The sequence below is a fragment of the Cellulosimicrobium arenosum genome (genome assembly GCF_014837295.1).
GTDB classification, from domain to species: domain Bacteria; phylum Actinomycetota; class Actinomycetes; order Actinomycetales; family Cellulomonadaceae; genus Cellulosimicrobium; species Cellulosimicrobium arenosum.
Genome location: NZ_JACYHB010000009.1, coordinates 39694 through 65069 on the forward strand (window position 1 = coordinate 39694; position 25376 = coordinate 65069).

Annotated in this window: 14 protein-coding genes, 1 tRNA gene and 1 other RNA gene; 8 read left to right on the plus strand and 8 right to left on the minus strand. The window is 71.2% G+C overall.

The window, feature by feature from the left end:
- Positions 1 to 287: 287 nt before the first annotated feature.
- Positions 288 to 8192 (plus strand): DUF5979 domain-containing protein, encoded by a 7905-nt coding sequence (locus IF651_RS11690; protein WP_191829304.1) that lies wholly within the window; start codon positions 288 to 290, stop codon positions 8190 to 8192.
- A 291-nt stretch (positions 8193 to 8483) separates the two neighbouring features.
- On the opposite strand, the gene IF651_RS11695 is transcribed toward IF651_RS11690, so the two are convergent.
- A tRNA-Ser gene (locus IF651_RS11695) sits at positions 8484 to 8572 on the minus strand.
- A gap of 149 nt (positions 8573 to 8721) precedes the next feature.
- On the opposite strand from IF651_RS11695, the gene ffs reads away from it, so the two are divergent.
- The 4 genes from ffs (at position 8722) to IF651_RS11715 (ending at position 12906) form a co-directional block, all read left to right on the plus strand.
- Positions 8722 to 8818, plus strand: an RNA gene (ffs, locus tag IF651_RS11700) — signal recognition particle sRNA small type.
- 50 nt (positions 8819 to 8868) lie between these two features.
- Positions 8869 to 11673 (plus strand): DNA polymerase III subunit gamma and tau, encoded by a 2805-nt coding sequence (locus IF651_RS11705; RefSeq protein WP_191829305.1) that lies wholly within the window; start codon positions 8869 to 8871, stop codon positions 11671 to 11673.
- A gap of 48 nt (positions 11674 to 11721) precedes the next feature.
- Positions 11722 to 12321 carry a recombination mediator RecR gene (gene recR / locus IF651_RS11710; protein ID WP_191829306.1) on the plus strand — a complete coding sequence of 200 codons (600 nt, stop codon included), beginning with the start codon at positions 11722 to 11724 and terminating at the stop codon, positions 12319 to 12321.
- A gap of 15 nt (positions 12322 to 12336) precedes the next feature.
- Positions 12337 to 12906: a DUF5063 domain-containing protein gene (locus IF651_RS11715; RefSeq protein ID WP_191829307.1), complete on the plus strand. Its 570-nt coding sequence runs from the start codon at positions 12337 to 12339 to the stop codon at positions 12904 to 12906.
- Positions 12907 to 12924: 18 nt separating this feature from the next.
- Here IF651_RS11715 and IF651_RS17785 read toward each other — a convergent pair whose 3' ends face one another.
- Complete coding sequence (locus IF651_RS17785) at positions 12925 to 13731, minus strand: metalloregulator ArsR/SmtB family transcription factor (RefSeq protein WP_191829308.1); 807 nt, start codon at positions 13729 to 13731, stop codon at positions 12925 to 12927.
- Positions 13732 to 13780: 49 nt separating this feature from the next.
- Here IF651_RS17785 and IF651_RS11725 point away from each other — a divergent pair, with 49 nt between their 5' ends.
- A complete protein-coding gene (locus IF651_RS11725) occupies positions 13781 to 14596 on the plus strand; it encodes a TSUP family transporter (protein WP_338403920.1) in 816 nt (271 codons plus the stop codon).
- A 172-nt stretch (positions 14597 to 14768) separates the two neighbouring features.
- On the opposite strand, the gene IF651_RS11730 is transcribed toward IF651_RS11725, so the two are convergent.
- From IF651_RS11730 to IF651_RS11755, 6 genes are all read right to left on the minus strand, one after another.
- Positions 14769 to 15914, minus strand: coding sequence for an ABC transporter permease (locus tag IF651_RS11730; RefSeq protein ID WP_191829309.1), 1146 nt, complete (start codon positions 15912 to 15914; stop codon positions 14769 to 14771).
- 3 nt (positions 15915 to 15917) lie between these two features.
- Complete coding sequence (locus IF651_RS11735; RefSeq protein WP_338403921.1) at positions 15918 to 16901, minus strand: ABC transporter permease; 984 nt, start codon at positions 16899 to 16901, stop codon at positions 15918 to 15920.
- Between the two features lie 4 nt (positions 16902 to 16905).
- Positions 16906 to 17715: an ABC transporter ATP-binding protein gene (locus IF651_RS11740; RefSeq protein ID WP_191829310.1), complete on the minus strand. Its 810-nt coding sequence runs from the start codon at positions 17713 to 17715 to the stop codon at positions 16906 to 16908.
- Positions 17712 to 18593 carry an ATP-binding cassette domain-containing protein gene (locus tag IF651_RS11745; RefSeq protein ID WP_191829311.1) on the minus strand — a complete coding sequence of 294 codons (882 nt, stop codon included), beginning with the start codon at positions 18591 to 18593 and terminating at the stop codon, positions 17712 to 17714. The genes IF651_RS11740 and IF651_RS11745 overlap by 4 nt, the downstream gene beginning before the upstream one ends.
- A gap of 118 nt (positions 18594 to 18711) precedes the next feature.
- Positions 18712 to 20394, minus strand: a complete 1683-nt coding sequence (locus IF651_RS11750; protein WP_191829312.1) for an ABC transporter substrate-binding protein — start codon at positions 20392 to 20394, stop codon at positions 18712 to 18714.
- Between the two features lie 110 nt (positions 20395 to 20504).
- Entirely contained in the window at positions 20505 to 23018 is a 2514-nt protein-coding gene (locus tag IF651_RS11755; protein WP_206715282.1) for a glycoside hydrolase family 3 C-terminal domain-containing protein, read from the minus strand.
- Between the two features lie 249 nt (positions 23019 to 23267).
- Between IF651_RS11755 and IF651_RS11760 the strand changes: the two genes are divergently transcribed.
- Both IF651_RS11760 and IF651_RS11765 read left to right on the plus strand, forming a co-directional pair.
- The gene (locus IF651_RS11760; protein WP_191829313.1) at positions 23268 to 23885 is read left to right on the plus strand and encodes a TetR/AcrR family transcriptional regulator; all 618 of its coding nucleotides are present in this window, start codon (positions 23268 to 23270) and stop codon (positions 23883 to 23885) included.
- Positions 23886 to 23994: 109 nt separating this feature from the next.
- Positions 23995 to 25362, plus strand: a complete 1368-nt coding sequence (locus IF651_RS11765; RefSeq protein ID WP_191829314.1) for an aspartate kinase — start codon at positions 23995 to 23997, stop codon at positions 25360 to 25362.
- Positions 25363 to 25376: the final 14 nt, after the last annotated feature.

A 25376-nucleotide genomic window follows, 5' to 3' on the forward strand; every position in this document is an offset into this window, starting at 1 on the left:
GTTCAGCCGCTGTCCAGGCATGGGGGCGCGCGTGGACGGCCGGTCGGAGGACCTCCGTCACGGCCCGGTCTCGGCCCGCCGCTCGCCGAGACGACGTGGACATCCTGTGGCAGTGTCGTGACGACGGAGGTGCGCGACGCCGCGCGCCTGTTCGGGCTGGGTGAGCGGAGGACACCGCCATGGGGGATCGTCGATCGGCGACGGACGGCACGACTCGAAAGGGTCGGGCGCGGCAGGAACGGCTCGCGCGCCGTGCGCGGAGGGCGTGGGCAACGCTGGGTACTGCTGTGCTCGCTCTTCCGCTCGTCCTCGTGCCGGCGATGCCCGCGTCGGCGGCAACGTGGGCGATCGGGAAGTCCGAGACCAGCACGGGGCCGTACCAGCCCGGACAGACCGTGACGTGGGTCGTGACGATCTCGTGCTCCGACCCCAACCAGGACCCGTGCACGCCGACCACGATGACGGACCCGATGCCGGAGTACGTCGATCTCGTCAGCGCGTCGATCCAGAGCGCGGGGACGGGTACGGTCAACCCGCAGATCGACGTCGATCAGGACACGGACACCGTGACCTACACGGCGGACAGCGTGAACAACGGTCAGCAGTCGCAGATCCTCATCACCGGGGTCGTCTCCGACGACATCCCGTACAGCCAGGACGGCGTGCCGATCACCAACACCGCGACGGTCGTCTCCGACAACGCTCCCGAGGAGCCGGCGTCCGACGACATCATCCCCGAGGTCCCGCTGGTCCTCGACTCCGAGACCACCAAGTCGATCGACCCGGACGGCGCGATCGCGAGCCCCGGCACCCCGGCGACGGTGACCATCGGCGGCACGAACACCTCCAACGACCCCGTGGACTCCCTGGTCATCACCGAGCCGACGGCCGGGACGGACCCGAACCCGTTCACCTATCTGGGCTTCACGGGCTGGGGGGCGGTGGCCTGGCCCGAGGGCGCGACGTCGGCGGACGTGACGTTCACCTGTGCCGACGGGTTGACCCCGACCGACAGCAGCACGACCCCGGACACCCTGCCCGACCCGCCGGCCGGCTGCGAGGTCGAGGGCTTCACGGTCGAGTTCGAGGGCGACATCGAGATCGGAGCCTCCGCGTCGATCCCGTTCGACGTCGAGCAGTCCGACGCGGTCACGGAGCTCACCGACACCACGACGCTGACGAACACGACGTCGTCGAACGTGATCCACGGCGACGACTCGTCCGACCCCACGGACGCGAGCGACACCTACGTCATCACACCGCCGAACAACTCCGTCACGCCGACCAAGTCGTTCGACCCCGCCGTGGTGAGCGCTGGCTCTCCGACGACCGTGACCCTCGGGGCCACGAACGACGGCGACCCGACGACGTCGATGACGATCACGGAGCCGTCGCCCGGCACGGACAGCCCGTTCGAGGGCGACGACCCGCTCACCTTTACCGGCTGGGGCACCGACGGCGCCGGGGCCGGCGTCGTCTGGCCGAACGACGCCGACGCCGCGAGCGTGACGTTCACGTGCGCCGACGGCACGACGACCGACCCGATCCCCGCGGAGGCGGAGGACACGTTGCCCGACCCGCCGGCCGGCTGCGACGTCGTCGGGTTCTCGATCGAGTACACCGGGAACATCGTCACCGGTGCCCAGGCGACGATCCCCTTCACCGCGGACACCGACCCGGACCAGGCCGAGGACAACGTCCTGCACCCGAACGAGATCACGGTCGACATCCCGAACGACTCCGAGACCGCGGACGCGACGCTGGAGACGCTCACGGACCGGCTCGCCACGGTCACGACCAAGTCGATCTCGCCGTCCACGATCCCGGCGCTGCCGGGGCAGACGGTGATCGTCGGGCTCCCGACGCAGCTCCTGCCCTTCGGCGAGGACGGGTCCACGACGAACGCCGACCAGATCGTGGTCCAGGACCCGACCGACACCGGTGACCCGGGGCCGTTCTGGGACAGCTTCACCGCGTCGTCGGTCCGGTCGACGGACGTGCCGGCCGGCACCGAGCTCACGATCAACTACTGGAACGGCACGGAGTGGGTCGAGGCCCCCGGCTGCGGCAGCCCTGTGCAGGGTGCCGCGACGGTGAACTGCGACCTGCCGGACGACGCCCAGGGTGTCCAGTTCGTCTACGACGACACGACGGGCGACGGGATCCCGCCGGGCACGAGCGTCTCACCGAACTTCGTCGCGTCGTACGACGGCCCTGAGGACGCCGACGACCCGATCGAGAACTGCGGCGCGTCGAGCGCGTCGAGCGGCACGGTCGCACCGACCGACCCGGCCGAGGGCTGCGACTCCGTCGACCCGTTCCCCGTGCCGGTCGGCCCGGGTGACCTCGACTTCATCGAGAAGTCATTCCTCGCCCCCGAGGGCCAGTCCGGCGAGCCGTACACGCTGCGCGCCCGCACGCAGGACGGGATCACCGCGCAGATCACCTGGTCGACCAACGGTTTCGAGGGCGTGGACCCGATGGTGATCAGCGACATCGCGGACCCGGTGGCCGCGGACGACCCGGCCATCGCCGGGTCGTTCTACGACGCGTTCGACCTGGTCCGGGTCGAGGCGATCGACCCGTCCGTGGACCCGCTCATGATCTACGACGCCGTCACCGGCGTCGAGCTGTTCATCGCGGGCGCCTGGGTGGACGCCGTCGCCGACCCCTGCAGCGTGGCGGCGCCGTGCACCACGTCCTTCCCGGGCTACACGCTCACCGCCGACGAGCAGGCCAGCGCGACGTCGGTGCGACTCACCTACACCGAGTCCCCGACGCGCGCGGAGTTCCCGACCGACCCGACCCAGCCCGCTGCCGGGTCGGGCGTGGCGCGCTCGACACTGGCGGACGGGCGGCACCTCGACTTCACGTTCCGGCTCCGCGACGACCGCCGCAGCGGCGGACCGGCGCTCGGCGAGCAGCAGGGCGAGATCTACAACAACCCCGACGACCCGGGCCTCGTCACGGACACCGCGCGGGGTACCGCGACGTTCCAGGGGACGGACCGCACCGACACCGACGCCGACGACGTGCTCATCCTCGACGAGCCCATCAACGTGGGGATCACCAAGGACTGGACGGGCGGCCCGTTGTCGGTCCCGCCGGAGGGCACCCCGTACGAGGACTTCCCCTCGACCGTCGCGACCATCACCGGGTCGAACAACTCCGTCGCCCGGGTGGACGAGCTGCGCATCGCCGAGCCGTCCACGGCCAACGGTGACTTCGTCGTCGAGCCGGAGGTCGACGCGGGCACGAGCCCCTTCGACGCGTTCACCCTGACGGACATCATCGACGTCGCGCCCCCGGACGGGGTCGACACGACCACGGTGACGCTGACCACCGTCGGCGGAGGGACGACCGACTACACCGAGGCCGAGGCAGAAGCGCTGACGGCCGCCCAGCTCGAGGACGTCGTCGGCGTGGAGGTCACGTTCGACGGTCGCATCGCGTCCAACGAGTCCGGCAACAACGAGGGCGTCCTGGAGATGAACCTCAAGCTCCGCGAGTTCGACCGGTACACCGGCGAGCGGGTCACCGTCGACCACGACCCCAACCCGGTGCCGAACAGCGCCGGGGCGGAGGTCTCCGACCCGGGCGGCACGACCGACCAGACGCCGCAGGCCTGGGACACGGCCGACATCGAGCTCCAGGACGCCGAGATCACCATGGAGGAGACCAAGTCGTTCAGCCCGGCCACCATCGTGGAGCCGGGGACGGACGCCGAGGAGAACCCCACGTCGACGCTGACCATCACCGGCCAGCCGACCGGCCCGTCGCGCGCCGTCGAGATGACGCTCCAGGACATCGACGGCAGCTTCTGGAACCAGTACGACCTGATCGGCTTCGACGCCTCGACCCTCACCGCGCCGATCGACCAGGTGCAGGTGGACGCCTGCACGGGCGGCACGTACGACGAGGACAACGACACCTTCTCGGACTGCACGTGGACCGACGGGGAGCCGTCGAGCACGTTCGCGCTGCCCGCGGGCGTGGACGCCGCGGACGTCGTCGGACTGCGGTTCACGTTCACCCGGGCCGACGGGGAGATCTGGGAGAACCCCGCGAACCCGACGCAGGCGGTGAACCTCGAGGTCCAGGTGCGTGACACCCTGCGTTCCGACCCGAGCACCCCGGTGCCGAGCGACCTGGAGCTGAACGACCCGGCCCCGGGCGAGGATGCGCCGGGTGTCGCCACCAACGACGTTACCGCCACGGTCACGGGAGCGGACCTGGTCTTCAACCCGGACGACCCGGAGAACCCGATCCCGGTGAGCAGTGACGCCGACGCGTCGGGGACGATCGTCTACCAGCACACCGAGAACGGCGTGGAGATCGTCAAGGACTTCAACTCCGACATCACCGGGGGCACTGAGCCGCCGGGGGCGCCGTTCCCGATGAACATCACGGTGACGAACGTCGGGAACCGGCCCATCTACGACCCGGTGGTGATCGACGACCCGATGCCCAGCGACGCGGACGGACCGCAGCTGCGACTCGCGGACGTCGACGAGCCCTACAGCTACGCGCTCACGGAGCCCACCGAGCTCGATCCGCCGCTGCCGGCGCCGCCAGGACAGCCGAATGGGCCCCAGATGCCCACGGACCCGGACGACGTGACCGTGGACCGCACCGGCAACATCGCGGGCCTCACCTTCACGTTCCCCGAGGGCACCGTGCTCGAGGTGGGTCAGGTCTACACGATCACCGTGCAGGTGGAGTTCCGGACGACCCTGGCTGCGAACACGGTCGTGAACAACACCGCCGGTGTGACAGGCGACCGGCCGTGGGACGTGTGCCAGGCGCAGTCGAGCGAGGACGGGAGTCCCATCGACGGGCGCCTCGACGAGGACACCGGGGCGTGCGAGGCGGACGCGGACGTGACGCCCGTCCCGTCGGGCGTCCTGGCCGAGTCGAAGTCCGTCAAGGCGACGAACGACGAGTACCCGCTCGGCATCATGGTCGACCCCGACCAGCCGGGGAGCGTCACCCCGGAGGAATGCGAGGCGGACGCGGACGGCTTCTACTCCTACCCGTGCACGCCGATCATCCCGCCGGGGGCGGACGAGACGTGGCGGATCCGAGTCGACAACGTCGGCAACCTCCCCATGGACAAGGTGGTCGTCTACGACCGGCTGCCCGTGCCGGGAGACACCTCGTCCGACCCGACCAGCAGCTCTGCCCGCGGCTCGCAGTGGAGGCCGTACCTCAACAAGAACGAGCCGCCACGGCTGGTCAACGCACCGCCCGGCAGCACCACGACGTTCTACTACACGACCGTCGACGACTACTGCGCCGACGACCTGATCGACCCGGTGAACGAACCGACCTGCCCGGACGACCCGGAGACAGGGTGGACCGCGCTCACTCCCGACCTCACGGAAGCGCAGTACCAGCAGATCACGGCGTTCAAGGCCGTCATCGAGATGGACCCGGACAACCTCTTCCAGCCGGGCAGCTACATCGCGGTGGAGGGAACGACGACCACCCCGCCCGAGGCGCCGGAGGCGGGCGACCGGTCGATCGCGTTCAACTCGGCCGCGGCGTCCGGCGTCGTGGTGACCCAGTCGGGCGACGAGATCAACTCGCTGCGTGCCGAGGGCGTCAAGGTCGGCGTCGCTACGGCGACCGGTCCGCTCGAGGTGAACAAGCTCGTCACCGGTGACGGCGCAGAGAACGCGCCGAGCTCGTTCGACCTGGAGGTGCAGTGCACGTCCGCCGTCGGGACCTGGGTCGAGACCGAGCTCGACCCGATCCCGATCACGGTGACGCCGGGGACCCCGGTCGTCGTGCCGAACCTGCCGTACGGGGCCGAGTGCGTCATCACCGAGGACGCTGGCGCCGGGCAGACGCGCCTGCTGCTCGAGCCGAGCAACGTCACGATCGACAGCGAGGGCCCGGACGACCCGACCACGATCACGGCGATCAACGTGTACGACCTGTCGAGCATCGTGATCGACAAGGAGGTCGTCAGCGATGCCGTCGACCAGGACGGCGACGCGGTCGAGTTCGGGCCGTTCGACGGCACGGTGGACTGCACGTTCCTCGGCGAGGAGGTCTACGCGGACGGCTACGGCCCCGACGACCCGATGACGTTCGAGCTGGAGGACGGCGGCTCCGTCGAGTTCGACGGGCTCCCGGTGGGGGCCGAGTGCACCGTCACGGAGACGGGCGCCGGCAACGCGTCGTCGACCACCATCACGGTCCAGCAGGGCCCGCTCGGGGACCCGGTGGTCACGGACGGCACCTCGGCGGACCTCACGCTCGCGGGCGACGTCGTCGGCCAGCCGCGCAACGCGGTCACCCTGACCAACACCTACGACGTCGGCGTGATCGACCTGCAGAAGGTCGTGGACGGCGAGGGCGCGGACGCCTACGGGGCCGGGCCGTTCGACATCGACGTCGTCTGCACGTTCGACGACGGGGACGGCACGGGGCCGCAGACGGTCTACGACAGCACCGTCGTGCTCGGCGGCGGCGGCCCGCTCGACGCGGAGATCGCGAACCTCCCGGCGGGTGCGGTGTGCGACATCGAGGAGACCGACGACGCCGGCGCGACCGGCGCGGTCGTCGTCCCGGACCAGGTGACGGTCGACGCGGACACCCCGGCCGAGGTCGTCATCACCAACACGTTCGACGTCGGCTCGATCGAGGTCGACAAGGATCTCGCGGGTCTCGGCGCGCTCTACGGGCCGGGCCCGTTCGAGGTCGAGCTCGCGTGCACGTACGAGGGCGTGGACCTGACCATCCCGGGCGGAGCGGTGCGCGAGATCGACGGCGGGTCGAGCGTCACGTACGCCGGGCTGCCCGTCGGCTCCGAGTGCACGCTCACGGAGACGGACACGTTCGGTGCGTCGTCGACCACCATCACGGTGGACGGGGGCGACCCGGTGGACGGGACGTCCGTGGACGTCACGGTGCCCCCGGCGACCGACGGCGACCCGACGACGGTCGAGGTGGGCATCACGAACACCTTCGAGACCGCACCGCTGGTCGTGCAGAAGGTGGTCGACGGCGACGGGGCGGCGTTCGCGCCGCCCATGCCGGAGATCCCCGAGCTGCCCACGACGATCGAGGAGCTGCTCGACTTCGACTTCAGCTCCATCCCGTTCGACGAGTTCCCGTACGAGGTGTCGATCGAGTGCACCACGTCGCAGGGGACGCCCGCCTCCGTCCCCGGTGGCCCGAGCCGGATGTTCGGACCGGGCTTCCCGGCCCTGTACTTCGGTCTCCAGGACGGCGACGAGTGCACCCTGACGGAGACGGAGGACGGCGGAGCGACCTCGAGCACGATCGACCCGGACCCGGTCACGATCACCGGCGAGGCGACGATCGAGGACCCGATCACGGCGGTCGTGACCAACACCTACGACGCCGGGTCGGTCGAGGTCGACAAGGTCGTGGACGGTGACGGCGCGGACGCGTTCGGGGCCGGGCCGTTCGAGTCCACCCTCGCGTGCACGTTCGAGGGCGCGGACGTCACGATCCCGGACGGAGCGACGCGCTCGTTCGTCCCGGGTGAGCCCGCGGTCTACGACGGGCTCCCGGTCGGCGCCGAGTGCGTCGTGACCGAGACGGCGACCGGCGGAGCGACGTCGAGCACGGTCTCGGCGATCGGCGACGGTGAACCCGGCGCGGTGACGGTCGCCGGGGACCCGGCCGCACTCACGGTGACCAACACCTTCGACGCGGGCGAGGTGGTCGTCACGAAGCAGCTCGCCGGCCCCGGCGCCTCGGAGCACGAGGGCGACGAGTTCACGGTCGAGCTCTCCTGCACGTGGGTCGTCGACGGCGAGACGACGGACGTCGACCTGCCCGACGGCGGAGAGCGGACGCTCTCGGCGGCGGACGACTGGACCGCGGTGTACCTGGTGCCCCAGGACGCGTCGTGCACGGTCGCTGAGACCGACGCCGGGGACGCCGAGGAGGTGAGCATCGCCGTCGACGGGACGGACGTGACGGCGGACGGTACGGACGGCGCCGCGACCTCGGACGCGTTCGACGGCCCGACGGCAGACGACGGCAGCGTCGACGTCACCGTGACGAACACGTTCCCGAGCAGCGGCGGGAGCGAGTCCGGCGGCGACCTCGCCAGGACGGGGTCATCGGTGCTCGTGATCACCGTGCTGGCGGTCCTGCTGCTCGCCACCGGGGCGCTCGTCGTGACCGGCTCCCGCCGTCAGGAGGAGTGACGAACGCCGTCGCGGCGACCAAACCGTGGCGCCCCCTGCCCAACGGGGCCGATGAGCCGTAGGGTGGGTCGTAGCCGTCGGCGGCACCGCCGACGTTCACGTCCCGGCGCGTCGGACCGTCGGGACGTCGGAGGACCCGCTGCACACACGTGCGGCGGGTCTTTCCGTTCGTCCGTCGGCCCGCGTGCTCCGGCTGACCACCGCCGCAGGCTTGAACCGAACGCTCGGACGGAGCACCCGGAGGCGGGAACGACGACGGGCCCGCCGCGTGGTGCGGCGAGCCCGTCGGTCTGGCGGAGGATGGGGGATTCGAACCCCCGAGGGCTGTTAACCCAACACGCTTTCCAAGCGTGCGCCATAGGCCACTAGGCGAATCCTCCTGGTGCGGTGCCGTCGGGACGCCCGCAGCAGCGGGACGCGACCGGACGACAGCAGCGCAGACGAGGATACCGGACACGAGGGCGCCGCAACGAATCGGAGTTCTCCCGTGCGGGTTTCGAGGTCCGGGTGGTCCTGGGCTAGGGTTGGGGCAGACCCCTCGTGCGGCATCATCTCGCCGAACTCCCCCAGGGCCGGAAGGCAGCAAGGGTAGGTGAGCTCTGGTGGGTGCACGGGGGGTCCTTCTGCTCCCCGGGTGCTCTCGTGCGTGTCGGTCGTGGCGTCTAGAGTGACCGGGGTGAGCACCGCCCTGTACCGCCGCTACCGGCCCGAGACCTTCGCCGAGGTGATCGGTCAGGACCACGTGACCGCGCCGCTCATGCAGGCGCTGCGCAGCGGCAGGGTGAACCACGCCTACCTCTTCTCGGGGCCGCGCGGCTGCGGCAAGACGACGTCCGCCCGCATCCTCGCGCGCACGCTCAACTGCGAGCAGAACACGCTCGAGCACCCCGTCGACACCCCGTGCGGGCGGTGCCCCTCGTGCGTGGACCTGGCACGCGGAGGCCCGGGGAGCCTCGACGTTGTGGAGATCGACGCGGCGTCCCACGGTGGCGTGGACGACGCGCGGGACCTGCGCGAGCGCGCGACCTTCGCGCCGACGCGCGACCGGTACAAGATCTTCATCATCGACGAGGCGCACATGGTCTCGCCCGCGGGTTTCAACGCGCTGCTCAAGATCGTCGAGGAGCCGCCCGAGCACGTGAAGTTCGTCTTCGCGACCACCGAGCCGGACAAGGTCATCGGCACCATCCGCTCGCGCACCCACCACTACCCCTTCCGCCTCGTCCCGCCGGACGTCCTGGGCCCGTACCTCGAGCAGCTGTGCGCTGCCGAGGGTGTCACCGTCGGGTCCGGGGTTTTCCCGCTCGTCACGCGAGCGGGCGGAGGGTCGGTGCGGGACTCCTTGTCCGTCATGGACCAGCTCATCGCCGGCGCCGAGGACTCGCACGTCGACTACGAGCGCGCCGTCGCCCTCCTCGGTTACACCCACGCGACGCTGCTCGACGACGTCGTGGACGCGCTGGCAGCACGCGACGGGGCCAGCATCTTCCGCGTCGTCGACCAGGTGATCGCGACCGGGCACGAGCCGCGGCGGTTCGTCGAGGACGTGCTCGAGCGCCTGCGCGACCTCATCGTCATCGCCGTGTCGGGCGACGAGGCCGCAGCCGTGCTGCGCGACCAGCCTGCGGACCAGCTCGCGCGCATGCGTGCGCAGGCCCAGAACCTGGGCGTGGCCGAGCTGTCCCGCGCCGCCGACCTCGCCAACGACGCGTTGACGGAGATGAGCGGCGCGACGTCGCCGCGCCTGCACCTCGAGCTCCTCGTCGCGCGGCTGCTGCTGCCGGGTGCGGACGACGGTGCTGCCGGCTTCGCCGCCCGCCTCGACCGGCTCGAGCGTGGCGGTCTGGCGGCCCCGGCAGGGGCGGCGGTGCCGGCGGCGCCCGGACCGGTGGCGACCGTCCGCCCCGACGTCGCCGCGGCGCCTGCACCGGCCCGGCCCGCGCCGGGTGCAGCGGGTGGGCTCACCGGTGCCGCCGCCGTGCGCGCGGCGCTGCGGCCGGCAGCCGGCGACCCCGTCGTGCCGGAGACCGGCGCAGCACCCGACCCCGTGCCCGTGCGTGCCACCGATCCCGTGCCTGTCACCGACCCTGTGCCTGCCACCGACCCTGTGTCTGCGTCCGACCCCGAGCCTGCTTCCTCGGGTCGTGCAGCGGACGCGGAGCCGGTCGGGACCGGTCACGAGACCGTCGGGCCGATCGAGGACGAGGCGGTCACGCCGCCGACGAGCGCGGTCGACGCGGGCGAGCCGGACGGGACGGCGTCGTCGTCGTCGTCCGACGAACCCACCGCGGGGACCATGACCACCGAGATGCTGCGGCGGCGCTGGGACGAGGTCGTCGCCGCACTGGGCAACCAGGTCACGCGCGCGCTCGTCGGGCCGAACGCGCAGGTCGTCTCGCTCGACGACGGCGTGCTCCGCATCGGCTTCGTCGCCCCGGGCATCGCCCGCACCTTCTCGCAGCCTCGGCACGTCGAGGCGGTCGAGGAGTCGTTGTACCAGACGCTCGGCGTCCGGGCGCGGGTCGAGGCGTCCGTGCAGGAGGGCGGGGCGGGACCAGCCGTCTCCGGTCCGGAGCGTGCCCAGGACCCGCCGTCGCCGGACGGGCCGCCGTACTCGGACGAGCCCGTCCAGGACGTGCCGCGCACGCCCGGGGACACCTCCGCTGCGGGTACGGCACGGTCCGGGCTGCGACCCTCACCCGGCACCGGAGGGGTGAACCCGCCGTCGCAGGGCGAGAACGTGGCTCCGCGGGGCACCGCGCCTGCCGGCACCGGCTCCGGCCGTGTCGCACCCGGCGGCCTGGGGGGCGCGCGAGCCGTCGGTGCCGCGGCCCCCGGTCCGTCGCGGTCGGCGCCACAGGCGACTGCAGTCGCCGTGGAGCGGGACCGATCGAGCCCGGGCGTCGGTGTCGCGGTGGCCGAGCGACCCGACCCCGGCGCGTCGACGACTCCCGGGGAGGCGTCCGTCGACGCTGCCGAGGCGGCCGACGCCGCATGGCTCGCGGGCGGTGGCCTCACGGCGCCCGTGCCGGCACCGGCGCCCGCAGGGACGGCGTTCCCGGCCGACCCCGCACCGGCGCCCGAGCCTTCGGTGCGCAGGACCTCTCCCGCGCCGGGTGCACCCGGTGCGGTCTCTCCCGCCCCAGCTGCCCTCGCCCCGGCCGCAGCCGCCCCGCGGTCGACGAGCCGGGCGTCCACGGACACCGGCGTCGCCGCTCCCGTCGACAACGCTCCCGTCGACGACGCTCCCGCGCGCCGCGTTCCCGAGTCCCCGCGTCGGCTCGCCGAGCGTCAGGTGCGAGAGGCGCGGTCGCGCACGGCACCTGCCGTCGCGCCGCCGACCTCGGTCGGGGTCGCAGAGTTCGACGAGCCGTCGGCGGACGATCCCGACATCGTCTCGAGCGGGCTGGTCGGGGCCGCGCTCGTCGCGAGGCTGCTGGACGGGAAGGTCATCGAGGAGATCCAGGACCAGGGCTCCTGAGCGCGCGGGAGGGCCTGACGGGTGGGTAGGGCCCCGTAGGCTGGGGGCGTGTACGAAGGCGCGGTCCAAGACCTGATCGACGAGCTCGGCCGACTTCCCGGCGTCGGGCCCAAGAGCGCGCAGCGCATCGCGTTCCACCTGCTCGCTGCGGACACGTCCGACGTCCGACGGCTCGCCGACGCCCTGACCGAGGTGAAGGCCCGCGTGCGGTTCTGCGACACGTGCGGCAACGTCGCAGAGTCCGAGCAGTGCCGCGTGTGCGCCGACCCGCGCCGTTCGGTGGACGTGATCTGCGTCGTCGAGGAGCCGAAGGACGTCGTCGCGATCGAGCGCACGCGCGAGTTCCGCGGCCGGTACCACGTGCTCGGTGGCGCCATCAACCCGATCGAGAACGTGGGGCCCGGTGACCTGCGGATCTCCCAGCTCATGACTCGGCTCGCGGACGGCCAGGTCACCGAGGTCATCCTCGCGACGGACCCGAACGTCGAGGGCGAGGCGACGGCGACGTACCTCGCCCGGATGCTCGGTCCCATGGGTCTGCGCGTGACACGCCTGGCGTCCGGGCTACCGGTCGGGGGAGACTTGGAGTACGCGGACGAGGTGACCCTCGGCCGGGCGTTCGAGGGCCGACGACTCGTCGGCGGCTGACGGAGGGTGGACACCATGGGGGAGATCGAGAACGATCCCGACCTGCAGGAGATCGCCGAGGGCATGGCGGGCCAGGCCCGCGCCTACCTGACGACGACGACCCAGGTCGCGGCCGGCGCCGTGCCCGGTGCCGCCCTCCCGCTCCTGCTCCTCGCGCTCTCCGACGTCCTGGCCGCAGGAGCGCGGCTCGGCGCGGTCGGCGATGTCGTGCCGGTCGAGCGGTTCGAGCCCGACCCCGGCCCGGACACGGACCTGGATCCGCTGCGCACCGCGTTCACCCGCCTGTTCGACGGGTTCGACGACTACGTCGAGGTCACGGACCCCCTCGTCGGGCCGGAGATCGGCGCGGCCAGCCTGTCCGGCGACCTCGCGTGCGTCGCCGAGTGCCTCGCGAAGGGCTTGCAGCACTACGAGACCGGTCGCGAGCTCGAGGGCCTGTGGTGGTGGCAGTTCTCGTACGTCTCGTTGTGGGGTGAGCGCGCCGCGAGCGGTCTGCGCGTCCTGCAGAGCGCGCTCGCGCACCTGCGGCTCGACGTCGAGGACGACGTCGCCACCGAGGCGGAGTACGACGCCCTGCAGACGTGATCGCGGGCGCGCGGGCGGTCAGGACCCGCCGGGCGTCGCGCCGTAGTGGTCGCCCAGGGCGGCGGGGTAGTCCTCCCACCGCAGGTCGGCAGGGTCGCGCCCCTCGCGAGCGGCGACGAGCCGGTCGAGGTAGTACTCCCAGCCCGGCCCGACGGAACGTGCGTCGTCGCCGGGTGCGAGGAGCTGACGGAACGTGAGCGTCGTGACGCCCTCGGCCTCGGCGAGGTCGAACCCGATGTGCCAGGTCTCGTCACCCGTCGCCGTGTCGGCCGCGAAGCGGAAGGGTGGGTCGCAGCGCGTGATGGTGTACTCCTCGGGCTCGACGTCCTCGCCCTCGGCGGTCATCCGGAAGCTGACGTGACCGGTCGAGGGGTCTCCCGTCCAGCGTCCGATCCAGCGGGCGAGGCGGCCGGGTTCGGTGAGGCTGGCCCAGACATCCTCCACCGGCGCCCGGAACGTCCGGGTGACCACCAGCTCCGTCCCCGCGGGCCCGTGCTCGACCAGCCCGCCGGGGACGAGCCGTGCCCCGGCCGCGGAGCCGCCCGCGTCGTCGGGTGCCGGGACCGGCGACGACGTGGCGAGCGCTGCGAGGAGTGCACGCACCGGTTCGAGGCCCTCTGCCCGGGCCGAGTACACCCGGGTCCTCCCGCGGGTCACGACACCCACGAGTCCTGCCTCGCGCAGTACCCGCAGGTGGCGGCTCACTCCGGGACGCGAGACGCCGGGGCGTCCGGCCGCGAGGGCACCCGCGGTCAGGTCCTCGCGTCGGAGTGCGAGCAGCAGGTCCCGGCGCACCGGGTCGGCCAGCGCGGCGAACACGTCCATGGCTAAAGCGTAACGCGCCGGTTACGCATCGTCGTGGTACCACTAGGGGGTGCTGCCGACCTTCGTCCTCCCGTCCTCCGGAGCGCTCGAGATCGACGGGCTGACGCTCGTGCTGCTCGTGGTCGCTGCGCTCGCTGCGGGCTGGATCGACGCCGTCGTCGGCGGGGGCGGTCTCGTCCAGCTCCCTGCCCTGCTCCTCGTGCCGGGGATCAGCCCGGTGCAGGCTCTCGCGACCAACAAGCTCGCGAGCATCATGGGCACGTCCGTCAGCGCGGCGACCTACTACCGGCGCGTGGGCCCGGACCTGCGGACCGCGGGCCCGATGGCGCTCACGGCCCTCGTCGGCGCGATCGGCGGTGCGGCGCTCGCGTCCCGCATACCGGCCGAGCTCTTCACGCCGATCATCCTCGTCGTGCTGATCGGCGTCGCGGTGTACACGATCGCGCGGCCGCAGCTGGGGCACACGACGAACCTGCGCTGGGAGGGCAACGGGCACCGGTGGGCCGCCGCGGGGATCGGGCTCGTCATCGGGACCTACGACGGCCTGCTCGGGCCGGGCACGGGAACGTTCTTCGTCATCGCCCTGGTCAGCGGGCTCGGGTACGCGTTCCTGCCGGCGTCGGCGCTGGCGAAGATCGCGAACTTCGCGACGAACGCCGGCGCGCTCATCTTCTTCGTGCCGTACGGCGCCGTGATCTGGGGCCTCGGGCTCGCGATGGGCGTCGCCAACTTCGTCGGCGCGTACATCGGTGCGCGCATGGCCGTGGCGAAGGGCAGCGCGTTCGTGCGCGTCGTGTTCGTCGTCGTCGTCGGCGCCCTCGTGATCAAGCTGGGGTACGACGTCGTCCAGGACCTCCTGGGATGACGTGAGCCCGGACTGACGTGAGCCGCGCGGGCCAGGGACGTCCGGGACGACGAGACCCGGCCGGGCCGCGCGCCACGGACCAGGGGCGTGGTCCGTGGCGCGGTCTCCCGACCGGGTCCGCCGAGGTGGGTGCGTCGCGCGACCGTGGGGACGGTCGACGAGGGCCCACCGGCTAGGAGGAGCGGCGCGGCCACCCCGTCGAGATCGTCTCCTCGTCCTCCGCTTCCGTCTCGAGCGGGTCCTCGTGGAGCTCGGCGATGACCGACGAACCCGGAGCGCCCGGCGTCGACCCGTGCAGGTCCGGACGGTTCGCCACGGTCGTGACGCCGCTCGACGCCTTGTAGCCCTTCTTCCGCATCGCGCGGGCACGCTCGCCCGCAGACCGCAGCCGCGGGTTCACGTACTCGTCGATCCCGAAGTTGATGAGCGAGAGAGCCATCCCCAGCAGCGCGATGCACAGACCGGCCGGGATGTACCACCACCACGCGTCCGGGAACGCCCCGTTCTGCTGCGCCCAGAACAGGATGGTTCCCCAGTTCAGGTTGGTGATCGGGATGATGCCGATGAACGCGAGCGTCGTCAGGCCGAGCACGGCTGCGGTCACGGTGCCGACGAAGCTGGACGCGATGATCGCGGTGAGGTTCGGCAGCATCTCGACCGTGATGATCCGGTACAGCTTCTCCCCGTTCGCGCGAGCAGCCTGGACGAAGTCCCGGTTGCGCAACGACATCGTCTGGGCGCGCAGGACACGTGCGCCCCAGGCCCAGCCGGTGAGCGCGAGGACCGCCGCGATGAGGAACAGGCTCGGGCTCTCGTAGTTCGACGCCACGATGATCATCAGGGGCAGCGCCGGGAGCACGAGGAACACGTTCGTGATCGCCGACAGGCTCTCGCTCTTCCAGCCCGCCACGTAGCCCGCGGTCACTCCGACGAGGACCGCCACGATCATGGCGATGATGCCCGAGAGGAATCCGACGACGAGGACACCGCGGGTTCCGTAGATGAGCTGGCTCAGGATGTCCTCTCCCATGTTGGTCGTCCCGAGCAGGTGGGCCATGGACGGTGCCTGGGCCCCGTATGCCTCCGGGTCCTGCGCGCGCGGCTCGTAGGGCGCGAGAACGTCGCCGAAGATCGCGACCAGCGTGAAGAACCCGAGGATGATCAACCCGGTCAGGGACTTGCCGTTGCGGAACATCGCGAACGCGGAGCCAGCCTTCGAGCGCTTGGTCTTCGCGGGCCGCGACGGGGGAGCGGGGTCCGGCGTCGCCGGGTCGGTGGTGCTGTCCTCGCTCGTCGCGGGGCTCGTGGTGGACGTCATGGCTCAGGCCTCCGTCATACGGGTGCGCGGGTCGAGGGCGGCGTGCGCGACGTCCGCCAGGATGTTGGCCACGAGGACCGCGAGGGTGATGACGAGGAAGAGCCCCTGCATCAACGGGTAGTCCTTCGCGTTCGTGGCGTCGAGGAGCTGCTTGCCGACGCCCGGGTAGGAGAAGACGAGCTCCATGACGAGGGTCCCGCCGACGATGAAGCCGAGCGAGAGCGCGAAGCTCGACAGCTGCGGGAGGACGGCGTTGCGCGACGCGTAGTGGGTCAGGACCCGACGCGGGCTCAGCCCCTTGGCCTGGGCAACCGTCACGTAGTCCTCGTCGAGCACCGTCATCATCATGTTGCGCATGCCGAGGATCCAGCCACCGAGGGATGCGACCACGATCGTCAGCGCGGGCAGCGTGCCGTGGTGGATGACGTCCCCGACGAAGTCCCAGGACCAGTTGGGCACGACGCCCTTGCTGTACGCGTGGGAGGCCGGGAACCAGCCGAGCGAGACCGAGAAGACGGCGATGGCGATGAGAGCCATCCAGAAGTAGGGGACCGTCGACAGGAAGGTCGCGACCGGCACGATCGCGTCCGCCCTGCTGCCGCGACGCCAGCCGATCACGGCGCCGAGCGACGTGCCGAGGAAGAAGCTGAGGATCGTCGCGATCCCGACGAGCCCGATCGTCCACGGCAGTCCGGCCGCGATGACCTCGGTGACGGGCGCCAGCCCCTTGGAGAACGAGAGGCCGAGGTCGCCGTGGAGGAGGAGGCCCCAGTACTCGACGTACTGCTGCCACAGGGACTTGTCCGTGTTCAGCCCGAACAGGATGCGCAGCGAGTCCGCGGCCTCGGGACTCACCCGACCCTGGTTCTTGGCCAGGTAGGCGTTGACGGGGTCGCCCTTGAGCATGCGCGGCAGGAAGAAGTTGATCGTGATCGCCGCCCAGGCCGTGAACAGGTAGAAGGCGGTGCGACGCAGGAAGAATCTCACGGGGTCAGCTCCTCGACGGCGCAGCGGCCGGGCCGGTCCCGGAGAAGTGGATCTCCGGGTTCGGCGAGGCGTCGCGCAGCGAACGGGTGTACGGGTGCTGGGGATCGAGGATCACATCGTCCGACGGGCCGCGCTCCACGACGACACCGTGGTGCAGCACCATGATCTCGTCGCTGAAGTGCCGGGCCGTGGCGAGGTCGTGCGTGATGTACAGGACGCCCAGGTTGTTCTCGCGCTGCAGGTCGGCGAGGAGGTTGAGCACGCCGAGGCGGATCGACACGTCGAGCATCGAGACCGGCTCGTCGGCGATGAGCAGCGACGGCCGGGACGCGAGCGCTCGCGCGATGGCGACGCGCTGCCGCTGCCCGCCGGACAGCTCGTGCGGCCGGCGCTCGGCGATGTCCGGGTCGAGGCGCACGTGCTCGAGAAGGCGGGCGACCTCCGCGTCGACCTCGTCCTTCGGGACCACCTTGTCGAGCCGCAGCGGACGCTCCACGTGGTGGCGGATCGTGTGGTACGGGTTCAGGGAGGCGAACGGGTCCTGGAACACCATGCGGACCTGTTGGCGATAGCGACGCAGAGCGCTGCCCCGATGGGGGATCTGCTTGCCGTCGAGCAGGATGTCGCCCGACGTCGCGTGCTCGAGCTGCGTGAGGATCTTCGCGATCGTCGACTTGCCGCTGCCCGACTGTCCGACGAGAGCGATGGTTCGCCCGGACGTGAGGGTGAAGCTCACGTCGTCGAGCGCGAGCAGCTCGCCGGCGCCACGGATCTTGTAGCGCTTGGTGACGTGGGAGAACTCGAGGGTGGTCATGAGGTCGCACCTCCTGTGACGGCGCCGGCGGCGACGGTGTCGTCCGAGCGGCCGTACACGAAGCCGCCGCGCTCCCCCGTCAGGCTCGGGAACGAGCCGAGGAGCTTGCGCGTGTACTCGTGCTGGGCGTGGTGATAGATGTTCGCGGCGGTGTCGAGCTCGACGATCTCACCCTGGAGCATGATCGCGATCCGGTCGGAGATCTCGAGCAGGAGCGGCAGGTCGTGCGTGATGAAGACGACCGAGAATCCGAACTGCGTGCGCAGCTCGGAGATCTGCTGGAGGATCTCACGCTGCACGAGGACGTCGAGCGCCGTCGTCGGCTCGTCCATGATCATCAGCTGCGGCTTGAGCGCGAGCGCCATCGCGATCATCACGCGCTGGCGCATGCCGCCCGAGAGCTCGTGCGGATAGGACTTGAGCCGGTCGCGCCCGACCCCGACGAGGTCGAGCAGGTCGCCGCACTCCCGTGTGCGCTCCGCGCGGCTCATCCCGGGGCGGTGGGTCGTGAACACGTCGGCGAGCTGCTTCCCGATCTTCGTCACGGGGTTCAGCGAGCTCATCGCGCCCTGGAAGACCATCGAGGCCTTGTCCCAGCGGAAGCGCCGCATCTCCTCCTCGGACAGCGCGTTCATGTCGACGTCGGTGCCCGACTCGTCGTGGAAGATCGCGGAGCCCTGCGGGATGACGGCCGGGGGCTTGAGGAGGCGCTGCACGCCGTAGGCGAGCGAGGTCTTCCCGCAACCGGACTCGCCGGCGAGGCCGAGGATCTCCCCGCGGTTCAGGGTGAAGGAGACGTCGCTGACCGCCTCGACGGGTGGGTCGACGTCGTAGACCACGCTGAAGTTCGAGACCGTGAGCAGGGGGTCGGTGTTCACACGTCCTACCTGTTTCTGTGCTGGTTGGTGCGCGGGGTCCGCGGGGTGGGCGGGCGGAGGCCTCGGGAGGACGGCCGCTGCCCGCTCACCCCGCGGGTTCAGACGATCAGGGCTCTGATCAGCCCTTGACCTGAAGCTCGTTGAGGATCAGGACGGCGGTCATCTGCGTCGGGTCCGGGTTGGCGTAGGGGTCGTCCTCGCTCGGCCAGCCGACGTAGTTGCGCGTGTTGAACTCCGAGATGAACGGGCGCGTGCCGATCGGCATGGCCGGGACGTCCTCGACGAAGATCTTCTGGACCTTCTCGATGGCCTCGGTGCGCGTGGCGTCGTCGGTGGCGTTGGAGTAGTCCTCGAGCGCCTGGGTGGCTTCCGCGTTGTCGTAGCGACCGAAGTTCCAGTCGGCGGGCTCGCCGACGGGCTTGAGCTGCCTGCCGTCCATGATGTTGCTGTAGAGGTCGAACGGCGTCGCGCCGGCGTCGGTCCAGTGCAGGATCGCGTCGAACTCGCCGTTCTGCTTGGCGGCCCACCAGGTGTCCTGGTCGGGGGTGTCGACCTTGGCGTCGACGCCGATGGCCTTGACCTCGTCGGAGATGAGCGAGATGCCGGTGACGTAGTCGTTCCAGCCCTGCGGCACGGAGAGGGTGAAGGTCACCGCGTCGCCGTCGGGGTCGATCAGGGTCTCGCCGTCCATCGTGTAGCCGGCGTCGGTGAGCACCTTCTTGGCGCCGTCGACGTCGACCGAGTACTCCTGGCCGGCGAACTCCTCGGAGATGTACGGGTCGCCGGCGGGGGTCGGCAGACCCGTGACGGACGTCAGCAGCGGGACGCCACCCTCGCGGGCGACCTGCTGGTGCTTCTCACGGTCGACGACCATGTTGACGGCCTGGCGGAACGCCGGGTCGTCGAACGGCTTCTTCGTGGTGTTGACGTACATCGTGTCCGTGCCCAGGCCCGCGGGCGCGAAGTAGACGTTGTCCTCGTCCTTGTCGACGTAGGCCGACTCGACGTTCGGGATGAACGCCTGCGCCCAGTCCGCGTCGCCGGTCGCCAGGGCGGTCGTCAGCGCGGTGTTGTCGTTGTAGGACACGTAGTACAGCGTGGGGACCGCGAGCTCGCCGCCCCAGTAGTCGTCACGGGCGCTGAGCGTCACGCTCTCCGTGCTGAAGCTGTCGAGCGTGTACGGACCGGTGCCGACCGGGTCCATGTTGGTCTCCGTGGCGGGGTCTGCGACGTCGGCCCAGATGTGCTCCGGCACGACGAACTTGTGCAGCACCTTGTCGCGCTTCGCGAACATCGCGTTCTCGAAGGAGACGGTGACCTTGTCGCCGTCGGTCGTGACCTCGTCGATGCCGAGCGCGGCGTTGTCGAGCTCGGGCTTGTCCTTGAGGAGCTGGTACGTGAACGCGATGTCGTCGGCGGTGAGGTCCTCGCCGTCGCTCCACTTCACGTCGGGCCGGGTGGTGAAGGTGACCGACTTGTAGTCGTCGGACCACGTGATCTCGGAGGCGAGCCAGGGCTTGTCCTCCTGGGAGGGGTCGATCACGTTGACGAACCCGACGGGCTCGTAGATCGCGTTGGCATAGCCGAGCTTGAGTGCGGACGAGTCGCCGATCCAGGGGTTGTTCGACTCGGTCGCGATGGCGCCGTCGGGCTTGGCGATCGTGAGCGCCTCGGTGCCCTGGCCCTCGGCCCCCTCGGTGGTGGTGTCGTCGCTGTCGTCGTTGCCGGAGGACGACGAGCAACCGGTCAGCACGAGTGCTGTCGCGATGCCCAGGGCGATCGCGGAGGCCTTCAACCTCATGAGAACTCTCTCCTTCGAAGAACTTCCGCCCGACGGCCGTCGGGTCGGTGCTGCGGGATGTGCGGGTCTTGCTCGGGTGGGACGAGGAGCGTCCCGGGACCGCGGTCCGGTCACTCCTTGTCGATCGTGGTGTCCCGCACCTGGACCGCGGTGTCAAGGCGTAGGTCGCGGACGGAACGCCCTACCCGGATCCGGTACTCGCCGGAGGGTAGGTGCCAGCGTGCGCTGTTCGGGTCCCACACCTCGAGCACGCGGCGGGGGACGGTCACGGTGACGTGCTCGGCGGAACCCGCCGCGACGTCGAGCGAGGCGAAGCCGCCGAGCCAGCGCGCGGGCCGGTCGCGGTGCGCCACCGGCGCCGCGGGGGCGGCGGCCGGAGCCTCGAGGTACACCTGGACGGTCTCGTGACCGTCGCGGGTACCGGTGTTGGTGAGGTGGACGCCGACGGCGAGGTCGCCGTCGGGCAGCACGGTCACCGGGTCCAGCGCGTCGTACGACCACGTGGTCCAGCCGAGACCGTGACCGAACGGGACGGCCGGGACGCGACCGTCGCGCTCCCAGGCGCGATAGCCGACGTGCACGCCGTCCGTGTAGTCGACGAACCCGTCCCGGGGCCGCGCGTGCGGCACGGGCACGTCGGTCTCGTCGGCAGGCAGCGTCCAGGGGAGGCGACCCGTGGCCTCGACGTCGCCGGCGAGGACGTCCGCGATCGAGTGCCCGGCCTCCTGGCCGGGGAACCAGACCCACAGGACGGTCCGCGCGCGGTCGATCCAGGGCAGGAGCACGGGTGCGCCTGCGTTGACCACCACGACCGCGTCCGGGTCGACGTCCAGCACGCGCTCGACGAGCTCGTCCTGGCGGCCCGGAAGCGCGAGCGAGGCGCGGTCCCAGCCTTCCGACTCGACCTCCTCGTTCGTCCCGACGACGACCACGGTCAGGTCGGCGCTGCGCGCGGCCTCGACGGCCTCGGCGATCTCGTCCTCCGGGGACGGTCCGGGCACGTGGTGGCGCAGCTCGGCACGGACCATGTTCCCGTAGCCCTGGGCGCGGGTCACGAGCAGGGTGGCACGGACGTGCACGCGGCGGGGCGTGTCGACGTGCACGACGGTCGCCACGCCCGCCGGGTTGTTGATGGACGAGTCGAGGATCACCTCGACCCCCGAGCGGCGGGCGTCGTGCGCGACGACCGCGCCGTCGATCTCCACGGTGTGGCCGGGGACGACGCCGACCTCGATCGTGTGGTCGCCGGGCTCGTCCAGGACGACGTCGGCGTCGAGCACGACCGTGTCGACCGCGTCGGGCAGGTCGTGCCAGAACCCGTCCCAGCCCGACAGCGTCGTGGTGCGCAGCGTGCTGCCGTCGGCGTCGAGCCAGGTCGCGTGCAGCGCGGCGCCGTCGCGACCGCGCCGGACGAGGTCCAGCGGCGGGGCGAGGCGGCGCGGGTCGCCGCCTCGCGCGACGGTCAGCCGGGCGCCCGGGTAGCGTGCCGCGAGGCCCTCGGCCGGCGTCACGACGTGCGCCGGGGCCACGGTGGAGCTCCCGCCTCCGAGCACGTGGGGACGGACCGCGTTGGGTCCGACGAGCGCGATCGAGCCGGGCTCGGGTCGGTCCCAGACGGGGTCGTGGACGTCGGAGCGCAGCACGACGGTGCCCCGGGCCGCGGTGCGACGGACGAGGGCGCGCAGGTCGTCGTCGTAGGTGAGCGGCAGCGCGGGCTCGTCGAGCGCGCCGACGCGGCGTGCGAGCAGCAGGATGCGGGCGACCTTGTCGTCGATCTCGTGCTCGGGGACGGTCCCGTCCTCGACGGCCCGGAGCAGCCGGTCCTCCCACGGACCGCCGGGGCCGGGCATCACGAGGTCGAGCCCGCCGTTGGCGGACTGCTCGGTGGTGCGGGTCGCGACCCAGTCGGAGACGACGACGCCGTCGAAGCCGAGCTCGTCCTTGAGGACGTCCACCAGGAGGTGGCGGTGCGCGGTCATGGGGCTGGACTCCGCACCGTCGTCCACCTGGTTGTACGCCGACATGACCGACCAGGCGCCCGCCGCGACGGCTGACTCGAACGGTGCGAGGTAGACCTCGCGCAGCGCGCGCTCGTCGACGCGGGAGACGTACGAGGTGCGGTCGGTCTCGGAGTCGTTCGCGACGTAGTGCTTGACGCAGGCCGCGACGCCCTGGTCCTGCAGGCCGCGCACGACGCCGCTCCCGACCTCCGCGGTCAGGTACGGGTCCTCGGAGTAGCACTCGAAGTGGCGACCGCCCACAGGGGTGCGCTGGATGTTGACCTGGGGGGCCAGCACCGCGTCGACCCCGTGGTCGCGGGCCTCGCGGGCGAAGGCCCGGCCGGTCTCGAACGCGACCTCGCGGTCCCAGGTGGCACCGATCGCGCTGGGGCACGGGAAGAGGATCGAGGTCTCGCCCTCGGCGTCGCCCGTGCCGCGGACACCGGCGGGGCCGTCGGACAGGACGACGGGCCGCAGTCCGAGCGAGTCCTGGGCGTGCAGGCGCCACATGGACGAGCCGGTCAGGAGCCGCACCTTGTCGCGCAGCGGAAGAGCCTGCGCGGTGCTGCGCAGGGTCGCGAGCTCCGCTGCGGCGGGCGCTCCCGGGGGGGACTGCAGTGTCACGTTCCGTGCTCCTCGACGTCGAGTGGCTTGCTGCTGCGAGAACTTACCGTGCAGTCAGTAAGTTTGGCAAGCACCACTATAAGCGCAGGTCAGAGGGTTGATACCAGGGTTGATAGGTCACGATTTGGTGACGAGCGCGCTCGAACTGTGCGTAGGATCTGCTCCGGGCACCGGCGCTCGCGATCCGTCGGAGGGTCGCCGAGGTCGACGGGACAGGTGTGTTCAGGTGCGGACGGGAGGTAGGGGGCCATGGCGACGACCAGGCGGACGCAGCGCGTGCGCGCCGAGACCTTGCGCCGGCGGGAGGAGATCCTCAACGCGGCGATGGCGACGTTCGGCAGCAAGGGGTACCACGCGGGTCCGCTCGGCGAGATCGCGGACCAGGTCGACATGACGCACGCCGGGGTGCTGCACCACTTCGGCTCCAAGAACCAGCTGCTGCTCGAGGTGCTCCAGCACCGCGACGACACCGACGTCGCCGAGCTCGTGGAGCAGCGGATCCCGGGCGGGGTCGAGATGTTCCGGCACCTCGTGCGCACCGCGTTCCTCAACGCCCGGCGGGCCGGGCTCGTCCAGACGTACGCGGTGCTCTCCGCGGAGGCCGTCACCGACGAGCACCCGGCGCGCGCGTTCTTCCAGGACCGGTACCGCACGCTGCGTGCGGAGGCCGTGGAGGCCTTCGAGGAGCTGTGCGCCGAGCGTGGCGTCACCGCGACCGAGGCCGTCCGGCACGCGTCCGCCGCGATCCTCGCCGTGATGGACGGTCTGCAGGTGCAGTGGCTCGTCGACCCCGAGCGGGTGGACCTGGGCGAGGCCAGCGCCTATGCCATCGACGCGATCGTCGCGGCCGTCGTCGGACCCCTCTGACCTGCGCTCTTGCCACTCCGGGCGGCGTCATGTCTATCCTGGAGCGACCCACAAGCACCCGGCGGACCGTTGAGAGAGACGGCGGCCGGCGACAGATGGAGAGAAGCACGTGGCACTTGTCGTGCAGAAGTACGGCGGATCGTCCGTGGCGAACGCCGAGAGCATCAAGCGCGTGGCGAAGCGCATCGCGGAGTCCAGAAGAGCAGGTAACGACGTCGTCGTCGTGGTGTCGGCCATGGGCGACACCACGGACGAGCTGATCGACCTCGCCCAGCAGATCACCCCCCTCCCGCCGCAGCGCGAGATGGACATCCTCCTCACCGCCGGCGAGCGGATCTCGATGTCGCTGCTCGCGATGGCGATCACCAACCTCGGGGTGAAGGCCAAGTCCTTCACCGGCCAGCAGGCGGGCGTCATCACCGACGCCGTGCACGGCAAGGCGCGGATCGTCGACGTCGTGCCGCACCGCATCCGCGAGACCCTCGAGAAGGGCCAGGTCGCGATCGTGGCCGGGTTCCAGGGCGTCACCAAGAACACCAACGACGTCACGACGCTCGGCCGCGGCGGGTCCGACACGACCGCCGTCGCGCTCGCAGCCGGTCTCGGCGCCGACGTGTGCGAGATCTACACCGACGTCGACGGCGTGTTCACCGCGGACCCGCGCATCGTCCCGGCCGCGCGCAAGATCGACCGCATCACCTACGAGGAGATGCTCGAGATGGCCGCCAGCGGGGCCAAGGTCCTCGCGCTGCGCTGCGTCGAGTACGGGCGCCGGTACGGCGTCCCGATCCACGTGCGGTCGTCCTTCGCGTCCCGCGAGGGCACGCTCGTCACCGCGAACTCGCACGTCACCCACACCGTCCACGACGACCTGCACGTGCCGGTCGCAGTCTGGGACCGCATCCCCGGCACGCTCACCGTCCCCGACAACCACGAAGCCGCCACCGAGGAGACCGCCATGGAAGACCCGATCATCTCCGGCGTCGCGCACGACCGCAGCGAGGCCAAGATCACGGTCGTCGGCGTCCCCGACGTCCCCGGCGTCGCCGCGCGCATCTTCGAGGTCGTCGCGACCTCGGGCGTGAACATCGACATGATCGTCCAGAACGTCTCGGCCGCTCGCACGGGCCTGACGGACATCTCGTTCACCCTCCCCGAGGGCGACGCGAAGGCGGCCTCGTCCGCGCTGTCGGCCGTGAAGGACGAGCTCCGCTACGACTCGCTCCAGATCGACGACCAGATCGGCAAGCTCTCGCTCGTCGGTGCCGGCATGAAGTCGCACCCCGGGATCTCGGCGAAGCTGTTCGGCGCGCTGCGCGACGCCGACATCAACATCGAGATGATCTCGACCTCGGAGATCCGCATCTCCGTCGTCACCCGCGAGGACGCCCTGGACGACGCCGTGCGCGCCGTCCACAGCGCGTTCGAGCTGGACGGCGACGGCGAGGCCGTCGTCTACGCCGGGACCGGACGTTGAGAGGAGAGGCCGAC